At 42.1% G+C, this 21,214-nt stretch carries 20 protein-coding genes and 1 pseudogene; 13 read left to right on the forward strand and 8 right to left on the reverse strand.

Features of this window, described 5'->3' with window-relative positions; genetic code table 11:
• Nucleotides 1–40: 40 nt before the first annotated feature.
• The 4 genes from M0R33_RS15295 (at nucleotide 41) to M0R33_RS15310 (ending at nucleotide 3,407) form a co-directional block, all read left to right on the forward strand.
• Nucleotides 41–322, forward strand: coding sequence for an F-box protein (locus M0R33_RS15295; RefSeq protein WP_292571036.1), 282 nt, complete (start codon nucleotides 41–43; stop codon nucleotides 320–322).
• A 23-nt stretch (nucleotides 323–345) separates the two neighbouring features.
• A complete protein-coding gene (locus tag M0R33_RS15300) occupies nucleotides 346–1,380 on the forward strand; it encodes an F-box protein (protein WP_292571038.1) in 1,035 nt (344 codons plus the stop codon).
• Nucleotides 1,381–1,418: 38 nt separating this feature from the next.
• Nucleotides 1,419–2,471 (forward strand): F-box protein, encoded by a 1,053-nt coding sequence (locus M0R33_RS15305; RefSeq protein ID WP_292571040.1) that lies wholly within the window; start codon nucleotides 1,419–1,421, stop codon nucleotides 2,469–2,471.
• Between the two features lie 90 nt (nucleotides 2,472–2,561).
• Nucleotides 2,562–3,407: an F-box protein gene (locus tag M0R33_RS15310; RefSeq protein ID WP_292571041.1), complete on the forward strand. Its 846-nt coding sequence runs from the start codon at nucleotides 2,562–2,564 to the stop codon at nucleotides 3,405–3,407.
• 346 nt (nucleotides 3,408–3,753) lie between these two features.
• Here M0R33_RS15310 and M0R33_RS15315 read toward each other — a convergent pair whose 3' ends face one another.
• From M0R33_RS15315 to M0R33_RS15340, 6 genes are all read right to left on the reverse strand, one after another.
• Complete coding sequence (locus M0R33_RS15315; protein ID WP_292571043.1) at nucleotides 3,754–4,083, reverse strand: hypothetical protein; 330 nt, start codon at nucleotides 4,081–4,083, stop codon at nucleotides 3,754–3,756.
• A 273-nt stretch (nucleotides 4,084–4,356) separates the two neighbouring features.
• Nucleotides 4,357–4,800 carry a hypothetical protein gene (locus M0R33_RS15320; RefSeq protein ID WP_292571045.1) on the reverse strand — a complete coding sequence of 148 codons (444 nt, stop codon included), beginning with the start codon at nucleotides 4,798–4,800 and terminating at the stop codon, nucleotides 4,357–4,359.
• A gap of 131 nt (nucleotides 4,801–4,931) precedes the next feature.
• Nucleotides 4,932–5,849 (reverse strand): hypothetical protein, encoded by a 918-nt coding sequence (locus M0R33_RS15325; RefSeq protein ID WP_292571046.1) that lies wholly within the window; start codon nucleotides 5,847–5,849, stop codon nucleotides 4,932–4,934.
• Complete coding sequence (locus M0R33_RS15330) at nucleotides 5,815–6,609, reverse strand: hypothetical protein (protein WP_292571049.1); 795 nt, start codon at nucleotides 6,607–6,609, stop codon at nucleotides 5,815–5,817. Before M0R33_RS15330 ends, M0R33_RS15325 begins: the two co-directional genes overlap by 35 nt.
• 5 nt (nucleotides 6,610–6,614) lie before the next feature.
• Nucleotides 6,615–7,388: a hypothetical protein gene (locus M0R33_RS15335; protein WP_292571051.1), complete on the reverse strand. Its 774-nt coding sequence runs from the start codon at nucleotides 7,386–7,388 to the stop codon at nucleotides 6,615–6,617.
• A 76-nt stretch (nucleotides 7,389–7,464) separates the two neighbouring features.
• Nucleotides 7,465–8,865, reverse strand: a complete 1,401-nt coding sequence (locus M0R33_RS15340; RefSeq protein WP_292571053.1) for an RNase H family protein — start codon at nucleotides 8,863–8,865, stop codon at nucleotides 7,465–7,467.
• A 70-nt stretch (nucleotides 8,866–8,935) separates the two neighbouring features.
• On the opposite strand from M0R33_RS15340, the gene M0R33_RS15345 reads away from it, so the two are divergent.
• From M0R33_RS15345 to M0R33_RS15355, 4 genes and pseudogenes are all read left to right on the forward strand, one after another.
• Nucleotides 8,936–10,594, forward strand: coding sequence for a hypothetical protein (locus tag M0R33_RS15345; protein WP_292571055.1), 1,659 nt, complete (start codon nucleotides 8,936–8,938; stop codon nucleotides 10,592–10,594).
• Nucleotides 10,595–10,635: 41 nt separating this feature from the next.
• Nucleotides 10,636–12,438: a hypothetical protein gene (locus tag M0R33_RS15350; protein ID WP_292571058.1), complete on the forward strand. Its 1,803-nt coding sequence runs from the start codon at nucleotides 10,636–10,638 to the stop codon at nucleotides 12,436–12,438.
• 168 nt (nucleotides 12,439–12,606) lie between these two features.
• Nucleotides 12,607–12,666 (forward strand): annotated as a pseudogene (locus M0R33_RS24440) (F-box protein); the annotation flags it as partial.
• The gene (locus M0R33_RS15355; protein ID WP_292571060.1) at nucleotides 12,667–13,446 is read left to right on the forward strand and encodes a hypothetical protein; all 780 of its coding nucleotides are present in this window, start codon (nucleotides 12,667–12,669) and stop codon (nucleotides 13,444–13,446) included. It begins immediately after the preceding pseudogene.
• A gap of 63 nt (nucleotides 13,447–13,509) precedes the next feature.
• Here the strand turns inward: M0R33_RS15355 and M0R33_RS15360 are convergent, their stop codons facing one another.
• Complete coding sequence (locus tag M0R33_RS15360; RefSeq protein ID WP_292571061.1) at nucleotides 13,510–14,046, reverse strand: hypothetical protein; 537 nt, start codon at nucleotides 14,044–14,046, stop codon at nucleotides 13,510–13,512.
• A 40-nt stretch (nucleotides 14,047–14,086) separates the two neighbouring features.
• Between M0R33_RS15360 and M0R33_RS15365 the strand changes: the two genes are divergently transcribed.
• From M0R33_RS15365 to M0R33_RS15380, 4 genes are all read left to right on the forward strand, one after another.
• Nucleotides 14,087–15,382 (forward strand): hypothetical protein, encoded by a 1,296-nt coding sequence (locus M0R33_RS15365; protein WP_292571063.1) that lies wholly within the window; start codon nucleotides 14,087–14,089, stop codon nucleotides 15,380–15,382.
• Nucleotides 15,383–15,455: 73 nt separating this feature from the next.
• On the forward strand, nucleotides 15,456–16,715 hold the full coding sequence (locus tag M0R33_RS15370; protein WP_292571065.1) for a hypothetical protein: 1,260 nt from the start codon (nucleotides 15,456–15,458) through the stop codon (nucleotides 16,713–16,715).
• Between the two features lie 57 nt (nucleotides 16,716–16,772).
• Nucleotides 16,773–18,131 (forward strand): hypothetical protein, encoded by a 1,359-nt coding sequence (locus M0R33_RS15375; RefSeq protein ID WP_292571067.1) that lies wholly within the window; start codon nucleotides 16,773–16,775, stop codon nucleotides 18,129–18,131.
• A 48-nt stretch (nucleotides 18,132–18,179) separates the two neighbouring features.
• Complete coding sequence (locus tag M0R33_RS15380; protein WP_292571069.1) at nucleotides 18,180–19,139, forward strand: DNA adenine methylase; 960 nt, start codon at nucleotides 18,180–18,182, stop codon at nucleotides 19,137–19,139.
• On the opposite strand, the gene M0R33_RS15385 is transcribed toward M0R33_RS15380, so the two are convergent.
• Complete coding sequence (locus tag M0R33_RS15385) at nucleotides 19,116–19,988, reverse strand: hypothetical protein (protein ID WP_292571071.1); 873 nt, start codon at nucleotides 19,986–19,988, stop codon at nucleotides 19,116–19,118. The genes M0R33_RS15380 and M0R33_RS15385 overlap by 24 nt on opposite strands.
• A 148-nt stretch (nucleotides 19,989–20,136) precedes the next feature.
• Between M0R33_RS15385 and M0R33_RS15390 the strand changes: the two genes are divergently transcribed.
• Nucleotides 20,137–21,192 (forward strand): hypothetical protein, encoded by a 1,056-nt coding sequence (locus M0R33_RS15390; protein WP_292571073.1) that lies wholly within the window; start codon nucleotides 20,137–20,139, stop codon nucleotides 21,190–21,192.
• Nucleotides 21,193–21,214: the final 22 nt, after the last annotated feature.

Below are 21,214 nucleotides of genomic sequence, written 5' to 3' on the forward strand. Positions count from 1 at the left end.
ATTCATTTATTTTTTGAAAAGCGCATATCAAGAATAATAAATGGCAGAAATAGAGCAACCATTGGAATATGTTTTACAGGCGATATTTTCTTTCGTTGGTGTCAAAATGCTGATGAATCTTCGCCATGTTTGCCGCGATTGGCACAGGATTATAGATGAAGTAATGCGCATTCGCTCGGCGCTCGCAGTAAGCGACCAATCGCGATCGCGATTACCGAGCAATCAAGAAATATCCATTTGCAACTTGCGGAAAGGCGCTATTTCCGCAACTATAAACTTTCTTGCAGTGTGGTTAACGATGGTTTGTTGTTATTTTTTTTGAATTGTGCGTAACAAAAAATAAGGATGAATACGCTCGATGGCGAGCCCATTAAACTTATCTTTGAAAATCTCATCACGCGCGAATTGATACGCTGTCGCATAGTGTCTAAGTCGCTTCGAAGGATAATCGATTCTATTCTCGATTTGCGCAGTAAACATCTAATCACCATTGCGCAGGGAAATAACGCGGACTATCATGATTGGCAGAATGTAGGCAAATATTGTACGCCGATGAGTATTTCACAATTGCACATTTGCGATGAATTCAAATATGAGATTCTCCGCGGCGCATATGCCGAAAAGCGAGAAGATATTGTGCGATTATTTCTCGCTAATGTAAATGGACAGTGTTTCGGAAAAACATTCGAGAGAATCACGCGGTACGCATATCGCGAGAACAGTGAATATCTTAAAAATAAGATTTCGCTCTTAGTTGCCAATTATTCCAGAGGAATTTTCTATCATCTGGATTATCATCTCGCGAAGTATGGATTTGATGAGCGTTCCGCACGGGAAATATGCGGAAGAGCATTTCATCGAGAGAATTTCTTCGAGGGAATAGGATTCAGAGGAAGTTTACCAACCAATTGTCCTTCTGAGGGAATATTATTGTATTATCTGTATCGTGGCATTTGCAGAAGCGGAAATATCGAACTAGCAAAGCTAATATCCGACAATTGCCGTTCGGACATTCTATTTTGCAAACCAGATTTTTATTACCATGCGATTGGTAAGAGCGGAAATGTCGAACTCGTCAAGTGGTTTTTCTCATTACAGCCAATTGAATTTGGCGGTCAATTATATTGCATGGAAAGCGCGATAATAAAACATCATCTTGCAATTGTGAAGTATATCGATTCGCTTTTGCCGATAGAATATTATCGTCTGCTATCAATTGACGGACTGATTTTACGTGATATTAATGTCTGCAAGCTCATCATTCCTAAATGCATATCTGCGGGATTTATTTCCTCGGACGATATATGGCGCTTTTCGTCTGAATGCGCTTATCCCAGCGTGGCAAATTATTTACAATCATTGAATGATAGTTCGCAGTAAATCTTTTTTTGAATTAAGCAAAGAGTTAAAAATCAAGAATGGATATAATTGGCGATTATCCTACAGCTCTCATCTTTGAAAACCTCGATACGCGCGAATTGATACGCTGTCGCAAAGTGTCTAAGTCGCTTCAAAGGATAATTGATTCCATTCTTGATTTTCGCAGTAAACAACTAATCGCCGTTGCGCAGAGTGATAAGGCAAGTTATCTTGATTGGCAAAATGTCGGCAGACATTGCACGCTAATTAGTATTACGCTTCTGCATATTTGCGATGAATTTATGTACGAAATCCTTCGCGGCGCATATGCAGAGAAGCGCGAGGATATAATCCGGTGGTTTCTTACTGGTGTTCGCGATAGAAATTTGTCCAGCGCAACACTTAGGAGAATTCTACGATATGCGTATCGCACAAAAAGTACTTTTCTTATTAATGAAATAACGTACCTTACCACCAGAAATACTGAATATTCTGCGGGTGCGTATTATCGCCTAGAATATCATCTTGCAAAATATGGGTACGATGAACAGTCTGCGCGAAAGATATGTGGGGGTAGAGATAATTTTCATGAGAATTTCTACGAAGGAATAGGCTGCCGCGGCTATTTCTTGCCGCACGATAGTCCGCCATCAACAACAAGAGAATGGAAACGTTTGTATCGCGGCATTTGCAGAAGTGGAAATATTGAATGGGCAGTGCAGATTGGTGAAAATTACTGCGTCGATATTTATTGTTGCGAGTCATTACTATATTACTATATAATTGGTAAGAGTGGATGTATAGAATTTGTTAAGTGGTTTTTATACATCCACTTGCAAGACTCCAATAGATTAACACACATGATTATAACCGCAATACAGAAACATCATTTCGCTATCGTAGAATATGTGATTCAACTTTTACCGAATGTAATTCGCCATCCAATATTAAGATATGGATTTCTATTGCATGATATCGATATTTGCAAATTCATCATTCCAAGAATGATATCTGCGAAAGTTATCTCCACGAGCGGAATATTGGAACTCGCAGCACAATGCAACTACAGCGCGATAATAAATTACTTGCATTCAGTTTGCAAAACCACGTAATCGCCATGTTCCGCTGCGAATCGCGGCGATTCACGATATTTTGTTGTTATTCTTTTTTTAATGGGTGCGAGTCTAAGAGAATAATAAGAAATGGAAATAATTGATGATTATCCTTTGACGCTTATCTTCGAAAATCTCGATACGCGCGAATTATTGCGTTGTAGCAAAGTGTCGCGCACTATTCGAAGAATAATTGATGCCATTCTTGATTCGCGTAGTAAGCGATTGATTGCAATCGCGCAGGGAGACGACGCGGATTACCGCGATTGGCAGAATATCGGCAGATACGCATTGCCGCAAGATATTCGCGTGATTAGTAAATTCGAATATGAATACGCGATTCTCCGCGGTGCATACAAAGCGAGGCGCGATGATATTGTCGAACTATTTTTCACCACATTATTCATGCAAAATTACAATAGACCAGATAAATCATTTTCGCGAATCGCGCGTTATGCGTTCATCGCGGGGAATGCGTTTCTCATAGAAAAAGTCTTATCATTAAGCGCATCAAATCCAATATGCAAATCGTTGGCACAGTATCGTCTTGCGTATCATCTTGCGAAACACGGATTCAGCGAATCGGCGGCGCAAAAAATATATGCACGGATATACAGTTCAAGTTGTAGCAATGGAAAAGTGAGAGCAAAAGCCACTTGCCAAAGGGAATTCTGCGAGGGAAGATGCGCCGGAGGATATTTTCCGCCAACAAAAAAATGGAAACGGGCATTTCGCGGTATATGCAGGATTGGGAATATTACGTGGGCAAAAAAGTTAATCGAAGCTCATCCAAAAGTCATTCGCAATATTGGCGCTTTCGGCAAAAGTGGAAACATAGAATTTGCGGAATGGATTTTAGTGTCGCGAATCCAAATAATGAGAAAATCTGGGAATGTATTATCGATGCGTTGCGAAAACATCGAACTGAATTTGTAGCGCGCTTTTTACCGCGTTTGCCACAGGATTATTATCCGGCTCTCTTTAGCTGTGAAAATTCACAAGATGGAATTTGTTGCATTAATATTTGCAAATTACTCGTGCCAATGGGTATTTCGTTAGGATATTTAACGAGCTATCGATTTCGTGTATTGATAAATTACGTTTTACGGAGTCACCATACTGCCGCCGCGAAATATCTTACAATGCAATCACAACAGGCAAACGTTCCCGGCTCTTATTGGTACACTACCTGAGAAAAAAGCAATAAGAGCTCGGTGAAGCCTCGATCGCTACGCGGGAGCTCGCCGAAGGCTCGATCGCTTCACGGGAGCTCATTTTTTTGTCACACTGTTGCCAATTGATCCGCTGTTATGCCGCTCGGGCATTCCTGAATCGTACAAACTGTGCGGATTCGTTTTGCGCAAGAAGAAAATTTCGTATCGAATGCGCGCTCGAGCGCGCGATTATCAAATGTAAAACCAGATTCGCCGCTCGTGTGAATCACAATTGAAAAACACAGCGCATCCGCGCAAATCACTAATTTATACCAGCGTTCTGCTGTCAATACTGATAGAATGTTTTTCCTATAAAAGAAATAGTTAATAAATTCACAGCGAGCACCGACGACCGCATAAAACGCATCTCTACAGCGAATTAATTGTTCGCGATTCATGCGGCAATCTTTATTTGGCGGCAAAATGCGGTCGGTGTAATCATACCGCTGTAGTCAATCGGCAAATTCTCGCCGTGACTGTGCGACTTTCAGAAAAACTGTTACTAAATAAGACCCGCTGTTGAATGGATGTGCGATTGCTCCGAGCGAAACCATGAAAATGGCGGTGATTTTATTTTTTTACCGCGCGTATTTCTTCAAGAAAAAAATTTAGCGAAACGCGCGATGAAAATTCAAAGAGAATAAACGCGCGAAGCTGCGCCATAATTGATTTTAATATTCATCCATTGCGAAGAGAATAGTATCATCAGATAGCAAGCGTATAGTTGGTTTTCCACTATAATAATTATAGCTCGGATCGAATATTTTCTTTGTACGATGAATATTTGGGCGATTCGAGTAATAATTTACCCGAATCGAAACATAAATCCAGAATAATTCGGCAAAGGAAATTAGTGGTTCTGCGTGATTTAATTCGATGCGGAAGTGTGGCAACATCTCATCACCTTCATCTGTCCGCAAGATGACTGTCGTGAATCGCGAACTCTCGCAAAGCGGCGCGTTAAAATTTGCGAATTTTTTCTCTACTTTTTGCATGATATCCGGATTAAATTTGATTAAAACTGAAACTGTTTTACGCAATGCGCGCGCGTCTTCGGAAGAAAGCTCCCCCGGAGGGGTCGAGCCTTCGGCGAGCTCCGCGCTCAATAGTTCCAATTTCCATTTCCTTTTGCGAATATTCTTTTATTAGTGAAAAACGTGGAATTGGTTGCATTGTTATACGAATGCTTTATTTCTTATTTTATGAACAACGGTAATTCAAAAATAACCGCAATACTTCGAATGAATTAGTTGTGGTCGCGAATCGCAAATAGAATCGTGCCATCTGCCAAACGCGCGATTGTCGGTACGCCGCTATAGCAAATTTCCCACATTCTAATCGCGCGTTTGTGTTTCTTTTCGCGTCCTTCGAGATAATGCTTGTGAACACTTCCGCAAATCCAGAGCAATTCAGCGATAGAGAATGGCAGAGAGTTTGAATTAAATGTGACGCCGAAATACAGCGATTGCCCATTATTTCCTGCGAGTCTGATGATCGCTGTTGCATTCGAAGACTCGTAAGTTGGCGCTGTAATACTCGCGTATCTTAATTCCGCGCAACGCTTGATTTCAGGATAGAGTTTGAAAAAATCGGCAACTTGAGTGCGTCCATCGAGCGGATCACCTTTATATGCAATTTCGGCGGGAATAATATCGTCAATCCCAGCGAAATATTGTTGTGCTTGCTGTGTTTCGCGATCCATGAATTTTTCGAAGTTTTTTAATTCACTCAACCTCACGATATTCGTTTCTGAAGAAATTGCTTCAGTAACAACGCCCATAATGGCTTCCATTTTAATAGCTTTGAATACGGAAGTAGAATCTTTATCCGCAATATCTTCCATTGCAACGATGCCAATATTAAAATTTGTACACAGCGGCGGAATAAATGATGGACTCAGCAATTCTGTCGCACCGCGCTCAATTGTCCCCATTTCCATTTTTATGAGTGAATATTCTTTTATCGAGGAAAAGCGCGGTATCGGAGATAACAGCTGTCCCATGATTTTAATCTTCGTTGTGCCCGGTGGATATTCTTTTATCGATGAAAATGATTGCTGTTGGCATTCCATTCTTTGTTTTATAAGGAACAGCAATTCAAAAAAAATAATCGCGCGATGTGCGGCGTTATTATTGCTTACCAATCGAAAAGAGAATTGCGCCACTGGTGAGTTGCAGAATTGTCGGCACTCCAGTGTAAACAATTCCCGACTGGCTGAATATATACCGATTATTCGCGGGAGAGTATTTCTTTTCGAATTTCGCATGACAATCATGAGTAGAGCCGCAAATCCAGAGTAATTCCGCAATGGAAAACGGCGGGGAGATTGAATCAAATTTAATGCCGAAATACAGCGCGGTTTGATTCTTCTCGGGCGATTTTATAAAAATCATTTTATTTGAAGGCGCATAAATCGGCGCGAAAATGACAGAATACTTTTCTTCGATGTGTTGTTTGATTTCCGGATGGCAACCGATAAATTCGAGGATTCTCGCGCGTTTGCCCGGATCACAACCGCGCACCTTTTTATCGGTAATTCCAACGAGGTATTGTTGCATCGGTTTGGTTTCATTTCCTATAGAGTTGATAAGTTCCGCGAATTCATCCTCTTTTGAGAGACTTATTTCGCGCACGATAATCGCCAATTTGATAAAATTGCATGCACTTGTAAAATCTTTATCCGCAATATCACCCATAGGAATTGGACCAATATCGTATTTTTTGCGTAATTCTGGATCCAATGAGCGCTGGCTCAACAATTCAGTCGCGCCATTCTCCATTATCCCAACTTTCTTTGTATCGAGAAAATAATCTTTCACTAATGAGAATCGCGGTATCGCCAGTAATAACTGCTCCATCCTTTGTTCTATAAATAGCAGCATTTCAAAAAAATAATTTTGCGAGAGTAATCGTGCGATATGCATAGTTATCACTGTTTACCAATCGAAAAGAGAATCGCGCCGCTCGCGAGTTGCAGTATTGTCGGCACTCCAGTGTATACAACTCCAGATGGACTATAAATGTAACGATCATCCTCCAGAGCGTATTTCATTTCGAACCTCATACGGTAATTGTGCAATGATCCGCAAATCCAGAGCAATTCGGCGAGCGAAAATGGCGGAGCGTTTGAATCGAATTTAATGCCGAAATATAGTGCGGTTTGATTCTTCTCTGGCGATTTTATGTAAATCACTCCGTTCGTCGATGTATATGTCGGCGTGAATATTGCAGAACATCTCTCTTCGATATTGTGCTTAATTTCTGGATGGCGATCGATAAATTCGAGGATTGACGCGTGTTTACTGGGACTACTATTACTCACTTTTTTATTCGCGGTTTCAACAAGATGATATTGTTGCTGCAGCTCGGCTTCTTCGTTTATAGAACCGATAAGTTCTGTGTACTCATCGTCCTTTGTTTGGCGTAGTCCATCTATGATTGCGTTTATGGTAATTGTACATTTAATAAAATCACACGCGACTGCAAAATCTTTGCCTACAATATCTTCCATCGCGATGGCACCGATATCATATTTTCCATGTGATTTGGAATCCGACGAACATGGACTTAATAGTTCGGTTGCGCCACGCTCTAATATTCCAACTTTCTTTATGGTGAGAAAATATTCCTCTATTGGGGAAAAGCGCGCAATTGGGTGCGTTAGCTGCTCGAAGAGGGCTCGCTTGATTTGCGGGTGCTCCATTCTTTGTTTAATAAGATGCGATAAATCAAAAAAAGATTATAGCTCGGCGTAGCCTCGACCACTACGCGGGAGCTCTTTAGCGCACTTGCGCCTGCGCGAGTTTGTCGGTAATATCATTTCCGTACCATAGCAGAATATCAGTATTGCTCGCGCCCGATGAAGGCGCCGGCTGATGCGAATCGATATGATGGAATGTTAATTTAATGTTAAGCTCATCTCGAATCTTATTGCGCAGCCTTATTGCAGGCATAATGATATCTAAATTCTTTTTGTCTTCCGCCTTTGAAGCATCAGCGAGCCACTTATCGCCCCAAACAGAAATGCATTGTATCGAATAGCGGCTATCTGATACGATAATGACTTCTCCGGCAATTTCATCGGCATTCTCGATGATCCAATTGAGCGCCGCGAAAATGGCGAGAAGTTCGCCGCGATTATTGCTCTGCGCATCCCCTGGCACAACTTTGGCAGTTTCATAAACTGCGTGTTTATTCGTCACGACGATACACGCATAAGCAGACACACAATTCTTGCGCCCATTCTTACTCGCACTTCCATCAGTGAATATAAAATTTTGCCCAGCGAAGCCGGCGAATTTTGAGTCATCATATTTGCCAGTGACGCAAGTAAATGGCGCGATAGTGGGTGATTCAATCGCGAGAAGATGTTCAGCAGTATTTGCCGGCGCACTCGGTGCGTCATCGGTTGCCGATGGCGCGCAATCACTTGCGACATTCGCGAGGACTGGCTGTTGATGTGAAATATCCCAATCAACTGCCGCGTATCCTTTCGAAATAAGCAATTCATTCGCGCGAGAAAAGCACGTGCAATTTACGAATGACCGCGGATTATCTGGCGATTGATTATCGCGATTTAGTGGCGACGGATGTCCCCAGCTCAAAACAAGTCCAATTGGCACATTTATCAAATAAGATTCGAATTCTTGCGCTTTTGTACCGAAAAGTAAATAAATGCAGTCGTGATTGATTGTCGAGAATTTACTAAGAAATGCCTCTGTAAATGGGTGCCAAAATGTGACATGCGCCGCAGATTGTGTTTTCCGCGTTGTTAGCGCAGTATTAAGCAAAAGAACGCCTTGGCGAGCAAGCGGCATTAAATCGCCAGATTGTGGAATCGCGGGAATAAGACTCTTTTTGAGTAAACAATTATAAATCATTCGCAAACTGGGAGGAATTGGCATTCCCGATTTCACGCCGAATGCCAAACCCATCGCTGTATCATTCGGATAAGGGTCTTGCCCTAAAATAACGATTCTCACATTTTCTGGCGACTCAATTGCGCGAAACGCCGCGAGAATATTGCCCACTGCCGGCGCGAATTGCGCAGAATTTCCGCCACATTCGGCAAGTGATTTTTTCACTGCTTCAGCAAAGAAGCCGCGTAATGGCGGCTGCGTGAATAAGTCCATCCACGCTTTGGGAACTCCGGTGAATATCGTCTCGAAGATAGTCGGCATGTATATTGATTATTTGGTATTGTTCGATTCACTTTTTTGAAAGCTGCCATTACCGAACTATAAAAAGCAAATGGACACTTTAGATGAAAGCGTTGTACACTTAATCTATTCTTGGGGTTATCCCGAAGAGATGTGCCAATTTCGAGAAGTTTGCAAAGTATTTCGCGATTGCATTCCAGCACCAACTAAATTTACGGCAAATGCCCTTTTGCTTGAAGCCGCGCAATGTGGACAAATTGGGCGTTGTGTAATTGCAAAAAATCATGGTGCGTTTGATTTTATCGAAATGATGCTTTGCGCGGCAGAATATGGGCAGATGGAAACATGCTTGCTTGCGAAAAAATGGTGTGAAGAATCTGATGCGTTTCGGTATTGCCATTGGTGCCCGAGCCATTTTGACTGGATGGCATGTATTGCCGCGAAGAAACGCAGAATTGAGTTCTGCGTTCTCGCGCGAGAATGGGCAACGTGCCAGGGAAACCGGTGCAGTTGCGATAAAAGTATGTCATATAATTTCATTCTTGGCGGTGCCGCAGAAGGCGGAAGTCGCGAGTTATGCGAACTTATTAAAAGTTGGCATGACGATCCCTCAAACGAACTGAGCGAATATGATAGACGTCGCATTGATAACGGGTACGGAGATTTTGATGATATGTTGTTCGGCGCAATTAGAGGAGGATTCGCCGAGTTCTGCATTCTCGCGCGAGAATGGGGAGCACGAGATATCAAAAAAATGGCAATGATTACTGCTGCGAACGGAAATATTGAGTTGTTTGTACTTGCAAAGAGTTGGATAAACGAAGCTGGTGATTTTAGTCCTAAATACGCGAAGAATGGCAGCATTCTCGATGAATTACTTTCAGTCGCCGCGAAGAAGGATGATAACGAAATTATTTGTACGCTCATCAAGGAGTGGGCACAAGAATTAGGTAACAGAATTTTACCATTAAACTTCAATAATATGTTATGCGGGAATCTGAAAACATGCATTCTTGCGCGAAAATGGATCCGCGGCAAAGTAGATTATAAACTTATGTTTCGCGAGTCAAAGCGGTTATGCCGCTTTGCACGAGATTGGTTAATTGAAGATAAAATCGCATACGAGGATTGTATTATTTGCTTTAACAGTATGCTATTGTCCGCAACGTATGATGGAAATAAAGAGCTCGTATTGCTCGCGCGGGAATGGGGCGCAAATGATTTTAATGGTATGCTGTTCAATGCGGTGGAATCCGAACGTAGCGACATGCACGCCCTTGCAATTGAATGGAGCGGAAATAATGACCTTCGCGAATCTTTCGTAGCCGCGTGTCATAGTAAAAATTGTTCTCCTGCGTTATTTGTGATGCGGCTTTATTGCCAGAGCCTTCCTGCGGATTGCCTCGCGGACGCACCAACTTCGGAAACACTACGCAGACTCGCAATATCGGACGCTGATGATAAAATGGATTCGCTTTATTCTCGGTTCGGTTACTCTAATTATGGTAGAAAAGATGATGTAGATCTACCATCAATGATCATCCAGTTCGCATGCTGTTACGAGCTTAAAAATAATGGCGACATTATTAATTTTCTTCTCGCATGTGAGAAGAAACTCCATCATTTTGGCGGGAGTTCGCAATTCGCTGTCGTGGCTTCGCCGAACTTCGAACGTACCGCGCGCGCAAATGACGCTACCATAGACCACGTGTGCGACATCGTGGAAGATTTTACGATGCTTTATAGGTAGATGGTTTTTTTTGAAAAGCAGTGTTAATAAGAATAACGGCTATGGCTGCTATAAGTTCCCGCTTTGCAATCGAGGCTTCGCGGGAGCTCGCTGGAGGTTCGACCCCTCCGGGGGAGCTCTGCGGAATTGCCGAAGTCCCTATGCCTTCGGAAACGTACGAGCAACTCTTAGAGATTTTCAGCAATAAATTTCTAAGCAAGAAGATTTTAAAACACCTCGTTGTTGGCGATATTCTGCATTTTCGGCAAATTTGCAGCGATACGATGAAATTTATTCCGCACCCGTTGCCAAATGATCGCCGTTTGCTCGACTTAGGCGCGATTGACATATTCGGCAAACAACCCCCTTCAAAACATTATCCGCTCGCGAATTGTCTTAAAATTGAGATTGTTGAAGCAAATGAGATTCGTGTGACATCAGAAGGCACCGCACAATGTATAGACCGAAATGTACTATTCGCGCAAATTGAATCTTATATTATATGCTCGCTTCCACGGAAGTTCTGGGAGCATTTCTGTATCGCCGGCGGATATGCGCTTCACTTATTTGGCGAACATTTTGCCGACAATCCATACATTCCATATGACGATATTGATTTCTTCCCTTTCGGAATGAAATCGCAGGACCAATTCGTAGAATATGCCACCATTTTGGCAACCGCAATCGATGCGGCGATTACAAAATACAATAAAGACATCAATGCCCATGTATTTTGCGCGGCGCTCATCACCGAGCATTCATTGACGTTTCACATTTGGAATCGCATGGATTGTTGCGATGATATGGGGGAATTAAATCAAGAAATATGTTACTCAAAATTTCAAATTATTCTCGCTAATTCACCATCTATGACACATGTTTTGCGCACTTTCGATTTAGATTGTTGCCGGTATGCGTATCGCGATGGGCATTTGTATTCATTCGTATTGCACCCCGCCGAACAACCTGCATTAGAATGTATTGTTGATCTTTCTTCGTTTGATTTCGTACATTTAGATTTCCATACGGTCGGCGTATCTTTTAGTAGAGTAATGAAGTACATAACGAAAGGAGTGACATTCCGCATACGCTTCCCAGTCAAAAGAACACATCGCATAAAAACTACCATAGACATTTATCCGCCAACATTCGCGACTTATTATCATTTAACAAATTTGAATCTTTGGTCTAAATTCTGTACTTTGCCATTAGAAGATGGAATACGAATCTTGCGAGAACGATATCGGGCTAAATCTAATACGCAACAACCGGACGAACAAAAAATGATTCGCGTACTTTTCGCCAATGAAATGGATTCAGCAGACATTGTCACTAAATTCTGGCACACCCCCGGCTTTCGTTCTATTAAATTCGGCAATGCCGCGCTCGTTTTACAAGAAATTTTTAGTGGCGAAATCACAACAACAAAAAAAGATCATGATCGCTGTGAACTCGTCACTAAAGAAATTGCATCTCTGCGAAACATCCCCTCCGGGGGAGTTGGTCGTTTTCATGGATTACTTTACATTCTTACGAATGATATATTTGCCAAAATACTAAAAAATGTTGAGGAACATCGCAATCATAACGTACTGACAACGCCCGCAAATACGCAATTAGACGCGCACATGTATCTCGCGTTTCTGGAGACAATTCAACAAAAAGATATCATGAATCGATGCATTCATTTGTGCGCCAGTGATCAAAGCGAACGAATGCGGCAGCATCATCGCGCGCAAGTTGCAGATGAATTCGATAAGCTGGTTTATCTTCGCGATATTATCGCGGAATTGCACAAGCAACCGGGCGAAGCTGCGATTTCGAAGAAAGAGCCGGGCGAAGCTGCGATTTCGAAGACGGAATGAGTTCATCTTCTTTTTTGAATTGTATTCCCACAAAAAATATGATATTTATTGCGAATGGATGAACTTTTCAGCAATACGCTCCTTTGGAAAATAATTTTCGATAATCTCGCTGGAAATGAGAGTAAATGCGCGAAAACAAGTATCCTCATTCGGGACTTTCGGACCAAAATGCGGGACATTTTTAATTGTCGCTGTGTTTGTCGCAACTGGAAAATAGCGATTGACAGAATGATCGAAAATTACTTCATTGAGATTCTGCGCGAAATCTATATTCCCACGTTTCAATTATACACGGTTTTAAAGGACCTCGGCACCGCTGCTCCATCACAGTTACTCGAAATCAGCATTGGAGGTATAATAAAAAGAATAGCAATCACAGAACAGGCGCGCTCGACACCTGTGTTGGATCAACGTTGTGATTTTCAAATCGCAGAAAGCCAAATAGACGCGATTTGCGAACAACTCGGCGATAATTCGCGAGCGCGCTTATTTAACTTTACGAATCTAATTCGTATTTTTATGGCTGTCAATATTGAATGCCGGCAAATAGTCTCCTTTGCTGGGGTTGTTTTTGACAAATCAAAGTGTTTTGCGGCATTTATCGCGGTTTTAGAAACCAAATTAATACAGTTTAAGACAACACGCGATGCTCGAAATTTTCTCGATGATGCGACGGCTGACATGATATACAAAAGCGAAGTAACGAGTACCGCACACATGCGCGATTTAGATCGGCTTCTACCAAAACTCGTCCAATTGCGTGACAAAAACAGTAATAGTCAAACAAACGAACTATTTATTGCCTACGAGATTGCGATGTTTTTACGCGAATATCTCGGCGACGATTTAATTTCCGCATTTGTCGGAGAAAATAAAATTGTTGCAATGCGGTTAATTTGCTATGTGTCGCGCTATGATTGCGAATTATGTGGCGACACAGTAGCGCACAATATTGCCGCAAATTTAGCGTGTTTGCCTGCTAAGTTGAGCGAATATTCATTCCAATAAAATTCGCCTCTTTTTTGCCAATTCAAAAAAATGAAATTCGCGGATAAAAAGTACTGTTAACGATTATGCCAATATAATCGTCGCGCATGACTCGCTTCCATCGGCGCGCGAAATGCATATGAGTTTATATCTTTGTAATAGATTATCAAATGGCAGCGCAACAATGCCGGCGATTTTGTATTCCGCGAGAATAGTTGCGCAAATGAGACCAACATGCGCGTGAATTTTGAAAGCCGCGTCGCGTGTTGTTGTGATTTTGGCAATATAAGTTAGCGTATTGACTGTGTGTTTCACTGCTTGTCCGCTAATGATATAATCAATAATGCACTCATATGATTGAATGCCGCAGTTGAAAATAAATTCACTCGCCGCAGATTTACTGGCTACGATGCCGACCGGCTTTCGAGGTTCAACTTTATATCCTGAATGTATGAGTTTTAACTGAAATGCAGTTATGCAATCGCGCTCTGATTGTCGCGCCGAAAATGTCTTCAGAATATCATCGCCGATTGTAGCGTAAATGCATTCCACTGAAACTGCATATTTCCGCTTTTCTTGTTCAGCGCGTTCTATGCTCTCGAGATAGACTTTCTGGCTCATTTTTGAGCAACCTTTATTTCATGGATGTGGAATTCATTTTTTGAAATCCATACCATTAAGATTAAAAGCACCAATGGCAGATGGCAAAAGTATCGATTTTAGAGCGGTCGGCGTCAAATATTGGGCAGAAAAACCATTTAAGCCGATTGCAAGTAATCCTCACGTTGCGCAATTCATACTCGAGGTGTTGACAAATACGCCATATTCACGCGAAAAGCATCCATGCCGCGAGTATTCCACTACAGAATGGTTATCTCTACAAGAATACTTAACTATTCAAAATGTTATCGCGATGGTTGGATGCAAATTAAACTCTAATAGTTTGTACACGATATTACGCGCAGTATTGAGTGTCAATATGCCAGATAGATTCGCGGCGGCAATGCATCTTTATAGATTTTTCTCGCGATATGTGCCGCGCCAATCCAATAGCGCACTTTTTCGTGGTCTCTTATTTCAATATGAGAATGAACCGCGAAGCTGCATCTCTTTTAAAACATATGTAGAAGATACTTCCGTGGAGAAAGGTAGAATCATTGGTCATAAATTCTGGCGTGATTACCTTGATTATGTACGCGGGCATGCGGGATTCGTGACTGTAAAAGACGTACTTTTTAATGCGATTCATTGTGCTGCGCAAGCGAAAGGATGTGCCCTTCCATTTAGCTTGCATGATGTGGTTGCATTATTGCGCATCGTGAGTGTAGAAGAATTAACAAATATGGTGCTGACGGATGATTTTCTGCCAACATTATTCGATACACTCGCGGCATATTTCCGGCAAGAAAACGCGTTAGACCCAATGGATATTGCTGCGTTAATTGAATCAATAATCAATATTATCAAAGGGGTTCTTGGTGTGATACCATCAGCGACATATAACCGCGAGAGTATCGCAATTCTCGTTGATAAAATGCCGACAATAGTCAATCTATTCATTGCAAACCATATTCCTATCGAAGGAAGCAACATTTGGCAAATAATGATGCTACAAGATTGGAGCAGTGCCGAAATACAGAAAACTGTTCGCTCTCTTCTCAATTCTTGCATTTCGCCGCTCAAAAAAGATGATACTGGCGTTAATGCGCTGCAGCTCATACGTTATCGGCAGATTAAAACGCCGGCAGAGTGGACGCGCCTTCAAAATTCGCCGCATAAACAGTCGGAAATTGTAGAGCAGCTCGAAAACGAGTTTTTATCACTCGCTGCGCGATATGTTCTCAGTGAAATTTACACGGCTGTTTTCGTGCAAATTGGCAAAAATCAATGCGAAGATTGCCCATTTGTATTAATTGCCGGCGAAGAATACGCGAATACCATTGCGGACCTCGTTTGATGCCGATATTATCTAATCGTGCGATATTCGCAATGTTATTTTTTTGAAATAACTCAACGCATAATAAAGCACAATGGGTAGTAAAATCATTAGTTTTGACTTTTATGCTAAGAGTGTTTGGTTGAGCCGATCTTTCATTCCTGCCTCGGAGAACAATAAATATGTTACACAACTCGTGATTGATTTATTGTGTGACAAAGATAAACGCATCGTTGGTCGAGATATTGAACAATTTCTCAAAGAACGGCAACTATTGACTTTACAAGAATACTTAACAATGCAGAATATTATCGCCATGCTTGGATGTCCGGTTAGTAATAATCAGCTTCAAATGTTAATGGACGCAATTTTATGCGTTGAAATGCCAGATAGAATCGAAGCAGCATTGAGATTTTATCATTTCGAGGTATTTCGCACTCCAAAATTATCTTTTGAAGCGTTATTTCTAAATATGGCGCGTGTATGCATGCGAGAACCAAAAATATGCATATCACTCAACACATATTTTTATTTTACCGAAGTTAAGAATGGCGAAAGATTGGGTTTTCGTTTCTGGGATGATTATATCGCAATGGTGCTCAAAATGTTTCCGAGACTCGCAACCATAAAAGACTTACTTTTTGAAGCGATTTCATACGCAGCAAGAGCAGCTGGCTTTGTTTTGCCATTTAGTTTGAGCGACATTGTCACATTGTTGTATAATACATTTCGAAAAGAATTAATCAGTACCATAGCCGCACAGGATTTCTTGCCGCAGCTTTTCCATACAGTTGCTTTGTTCCTCCAGCAGAATACTAAATTGGATCAAGAAGAATGTCTGGAGATGTTAACCGCGTTTATTAGTGTTATTAAGAATGAGAAACATGACATTGGTTTGCTTGCAATGAATTGTAGTTATGAAGATATCGCGATACTCGTTGACAAGATGCCATTTTTGATTCGAGTATTCGCCGTTAACAATATTCCGCTTGCCGGACACTGTATTTGGCAGAAAGTAATTCTGCAGGATTGGGACGATTCAACGCAAGAAATAGTTCGTTATCTTATTGATTCGGAAATTTCGCCGCTCGAAAAAGATGAAGCTGGAATAAGCGCGCTGCAACTCATGCACTATCGGCTAAGTTCCGCGACGAAATCGTCTAAATCTGCTGCACTGGATGATGAATTTTTCGCACTCGCTGCGAGATTTACTTTGCGCGAAATATATCTTGCGGCTTTCGTGCAGATTGCCAATGCGCGCATTAGTAAAAATTGCCCTTTTGCGTTAATCGCCGGCGAAGAATACGCGCGACTCATTTCTGGCATCATTATCGGCGAATCCAATGCGCAATGATGCCAATCTCATTATTACTTTTTTTTGAAATAAACGGCATCAAATCAATAGCGCGGGATGAGTGATGAAGAGCGCGATGATATCTGGCACGATAGATCGCGCAATCGTATCGATCCATTGCCTGTTTACGCCAGACATCAAGATCTTGTACGGATATTTCCAATGCCAGAAAATCCATTGATATTGAAATTCGTCATTGAAATCTTGACTGATGCGTTTGATCGCGTAGACAGCAAAATTGCGAAACGAATCACAAAAGCACGAGTGTTGTCTTTGCGAGACTATTTAGCAGTTCAGAATGTGCTCGCCACTGTTAATTGCCCACTCAGTATTCGCCAATGTAAAACATTGGTTCTCGTGGCATTATGTGTTCGCGGTCAACGAGACAGAATCGAAGCTGCGATGTGTTTCTTCAAATTCCTCTCGGATTATCATTTTCCTAAAGTGGATTCCGATGGAATTACGTACCTATTATTTTCAGGGATTTTAAAGGCGCTACTTGCAGACAATCAGAGAACTATTTACGCATTTCATAACACAGAAGATGAATCATTTTGGCGCAGATATGCGGAAGTGATGCATTCGCTGATTCCGCAATCAGCAGACCCATTTTGCGCGATTAAAGAAGCCATAAGATGCGCAGCACTAAAAAAAGGATTTGTACTTCCATTTAATCTGTGTGATACCATTTACTTTTTGCAATTGACGAATACTCAAGAATTCAAAAATATGCTCGGGAATGCCGATTTTCTACCGATAATAATTGACACGCTCGCAACGGGATTCTGGCGACCCGGCTCGAAGCTACAACCAAATGAATGTTTTACAATGCTTCACTTAATTTTCTCGTGTGTTTGCAATTTAGATGGCGATATCTCGGAATTCCTCGAACACAGAACCGCTCCCCCGGAGGGGTCGAGCCTCCGGCGAGCTCCCCCGGAGGGGTCGAGCCTCCGGCGAGCTCATTATAATCGCGAGAGTATATCTACTTTGCTTGTTTATATGCCGGAAACCGCATATTTATTTGGCGAATACCATATCCCGCTGACCCATAATGCATGGCGAATAATTGTCCAGAATATTCAAATAAGATTTCCGCAAGAAACGCAGACAGCAATTGATTGGCTTATTAAGAATGATGTTTCGCCGTTCGAAAAAGATCTATACGGACAAAGCGCGCTTACGCTGATGCAAAACATTATGCCGCTTATGTCTGCGGAAACATCCCACATTTTCTGGGATAAAATGTATTGCCAAATCTACACATTCGCAGCACACCACACTCTTCGCGCAGTCTATCTTTCGATTTTTGCGCAAATTGTTGGCGATAATTCTGCGGCGGATTGCCCGTTTGCGCTTATCGCGAGCGAAGAATATGCACGGCTCATTTCGAGTATTCTCCGAGGAGACTCTTAATACTATTTTTTGCGATAAATTGAATGCCGCTCTATCAAATAATATACAATGGCGGCGTGCAGTGATGAGAATCAATACAAAGATAAGACTACATCCGCGCTTATCTCGATATGCCGAGAACGCGGAATAAAAGGATATAGTCGCAAAAGAAAAGATGAGCTTATAACATTAATTTGCAGCGCACCATCTACTATTGCATTGCCAATCGCGGTCGCAAAAAATAAATCGCCATTGCGCTATCCCGGGGGCAAAACGCGCGCAATTCGTATTCTTCGCGAATTTGTTCAGCGATTTTATGCCGGTCGCACTGAAGTCATTTCGCCATTCTTTGGTGGCGGCTCATTCGAATTATTTCTTCTCGCGAATGGAATACACCGCGTATTTGCGAACGATGCGTTCGATTTGCTAATTAATTTTTGGCGCGCAATCGCGGCAAATCCGCAATCAGTTGCCGAAAAAGTGAGCACTGAATTGCCGATAAGCAAAGCTAAATTTGCTGCCATTCGTGCCCTATTCACAGAAAATGGAGAGCAGCCCATACTTCATTCCGCCGAAATCGCCGCCGCGAAATATTTCATCATCAATCGTGCCTCATTTAGTGGTTCAACATTTTGCGGTGGATATTCTGCGCAGGCAGCAAAAGGGCGCCTAAATGCAGCCGCGATTGACGCAATTCGCCGCGTGAATCTCGCGGGTATAGAGTTTTCTTGTGCGAATGGTGTTGATTTTCTTGCAGCGCATCCACAAACTGAGCATTCATTTGTATTTGCCGACCCGCCTTACTATCTTCAAAAGCAATATCTTTACGGTAAAGACGGCGATTTACATTCATCTTTCGACCACGCACAATTTGCAGCGGCATTACAAAAAAGAAACGATTGGATATTATGTTATAATGATTGTCAATCCATTCGCGATTTATATTCCACGCATCAGATATTTGAAGTAAGTTGGTCTTACGGCATGAATAAAGATAAGAAATCTTCAGAGATTATCATTGTTCCGTAAATTCTCCGGAATATTCGAAACTAAATCAAATGGCGAGACAGGAATCGTTTTTTTGTTAAAAACAAATGACGCTTGTACGCTCGATGGCATTGATGAACTGGAATGCTGTTTACATCGAATGCGCACTATTACTTCACACGCGATTGTCGGCACGCCAAGATTGAGAATATCCGCGCCTGTGCGAAACAATCCCCTATCCGCAATTTGGATGTAATGCACGCCTTTGGATTTATAATATTCGCACATGACGTTTGTCGGCAGATTTTTAATATATTCATCTCTGAATTGCTGTTTTTCATTTGCCCACGTTTTCAGCGTTTTGTCACCACGAAGAAAAGCAGGAATTTTGCCGCCGAATGGGCAATAATTGCCAAGGACTCGCTGATGGAGGCATTCTTCTCGAATGATTAATTTGCCATTTGTGACTTTTAGACATCGTCCCCCGCATTCGAATGCCCCACCATTTTTGCATTCAAGCGATACAACAATGCCATCCGCGACAAAATCTATATCATGTTTCGTCGCGGATGCGCCGGCTGTTTCGCTGACTTGAAGCGGTTTTCCATTAAATTTGCATGTTTTTAATTGTGCTGCAATTTTCTCTTCGTAAGTTTTGCCAGATTTAAGACTATTCCCGCCGCGGCTATGTGGGCGCGATATTGTATTTTGCGAAGGACTCGGCGAAGCCTCGACCGCTTCGCGGGAGCTCGCGCTTTGCGCGCTCGCTGAAGGCTCGAACGCTTCGCGCGAGTTCGCATTTTGAGTTTGTGTATTTTTGGCGCAATTCAGTTTATACGCTAAGCAAGTTCTTATATTGTGCCCACGTTTTCTACAGAAAGAGCACGGCATAATAGTGTTGATTAGCAGAAAGCATCATTTCATTTTTTTAGCGCACTTTCCAAAGGAGGTAAGCCGAAAGCAAACGCTTATCTAAAATTAATTAGCAACTTGGCTAAAGTATATAGAATAACCTGCTATTTTAGTTGTTTAATTACAAATGGCAGAGCCTCAGCCCCTTCGGGAAACTTCCGCCGCAGATAAACAACCAATCACCACATCATCAAAGACAAGAAAACCTCGCATCACTGAAGCCCCGCAACAAGTCGATGAATTTGAGCAATTTACCCAGGAAATTCTCGCCGCACGCGAAGAAGTACCAGCCGGCGGCGTATTGGAAAGCGCTGCTAATTATTGCGCGATGTGCGGAGTAAACATGGAATTAGATATGAGGCGGCATCAATATATTTGCCTAAAATGCGGGCAAATACATGAAAACGCAGGACCAGCTGTGGAGTCGCAGGATGATACAACGAGCACACTTATTGAAACAACAGGCGGGCATCATTTTGTTTGCTCTGGGAGCGCATTTGACACGCAAAGAAGAGCACTCCTAAATGAATTGCTCGAGAAAAATAGAATGCATGGAAATGTATTTTCTGAAGCCCTTCTAAATACTGTTGCCGATGAATATTTGAGCATCCAACGCAAACTCACGCAAACTGGCACGAGAAGCGTGTTTCGCGGGCAAAACAAAAGCGAACTTCTTGCCGGCTTGATTTATTTCGCTTATATTCGTAATGGCACTGTTCGCACAAAATCAGAAATCGCGAAATTTATGGGTCTCACAACTGATGGATTCTCGAAAGGCGATAGCACTCTGCGCGGATTTAAAGAAGAAGGCATAACAGATTTTCCAATCGATATTCCGCTTGCGGAACAGCATACGCGGCGCTTTATTGAGACACTTCGTCTCGAGGAAATCTCGCCCGGTTTTACTGGTGCGTATTTGCATTTTATCGTCGATATCGTAAATCTCGCCGCGCTCCGTAGTGTATGCAGCAAAAGCCAATTAACGAGCAAAGTACTCGGCGCGATATGGTTCGTTATCTGCGCAAAAAATATTCGCATCACGATGCGCGACATTGAGACGGCTGCGGACCGCATCAAAAAGGGAACAATTCTTAAATTCTATGATGCGATTATCGAATCGAAACATATATTTGGGAACTTACTGGAGCATTATTCATTGACGATTCCAGCAGCAAGCAAGTAAATTTCGCTTTTCGCATTATTCT

It is taken from the genome of Methylomonas sp., assembly GCF_023228165.1.
GTDB lineage: Bacteria > Pseudomonadota > Gammaproteobacteria > Methylococcales > Methylomonadaceae > Methylomonas.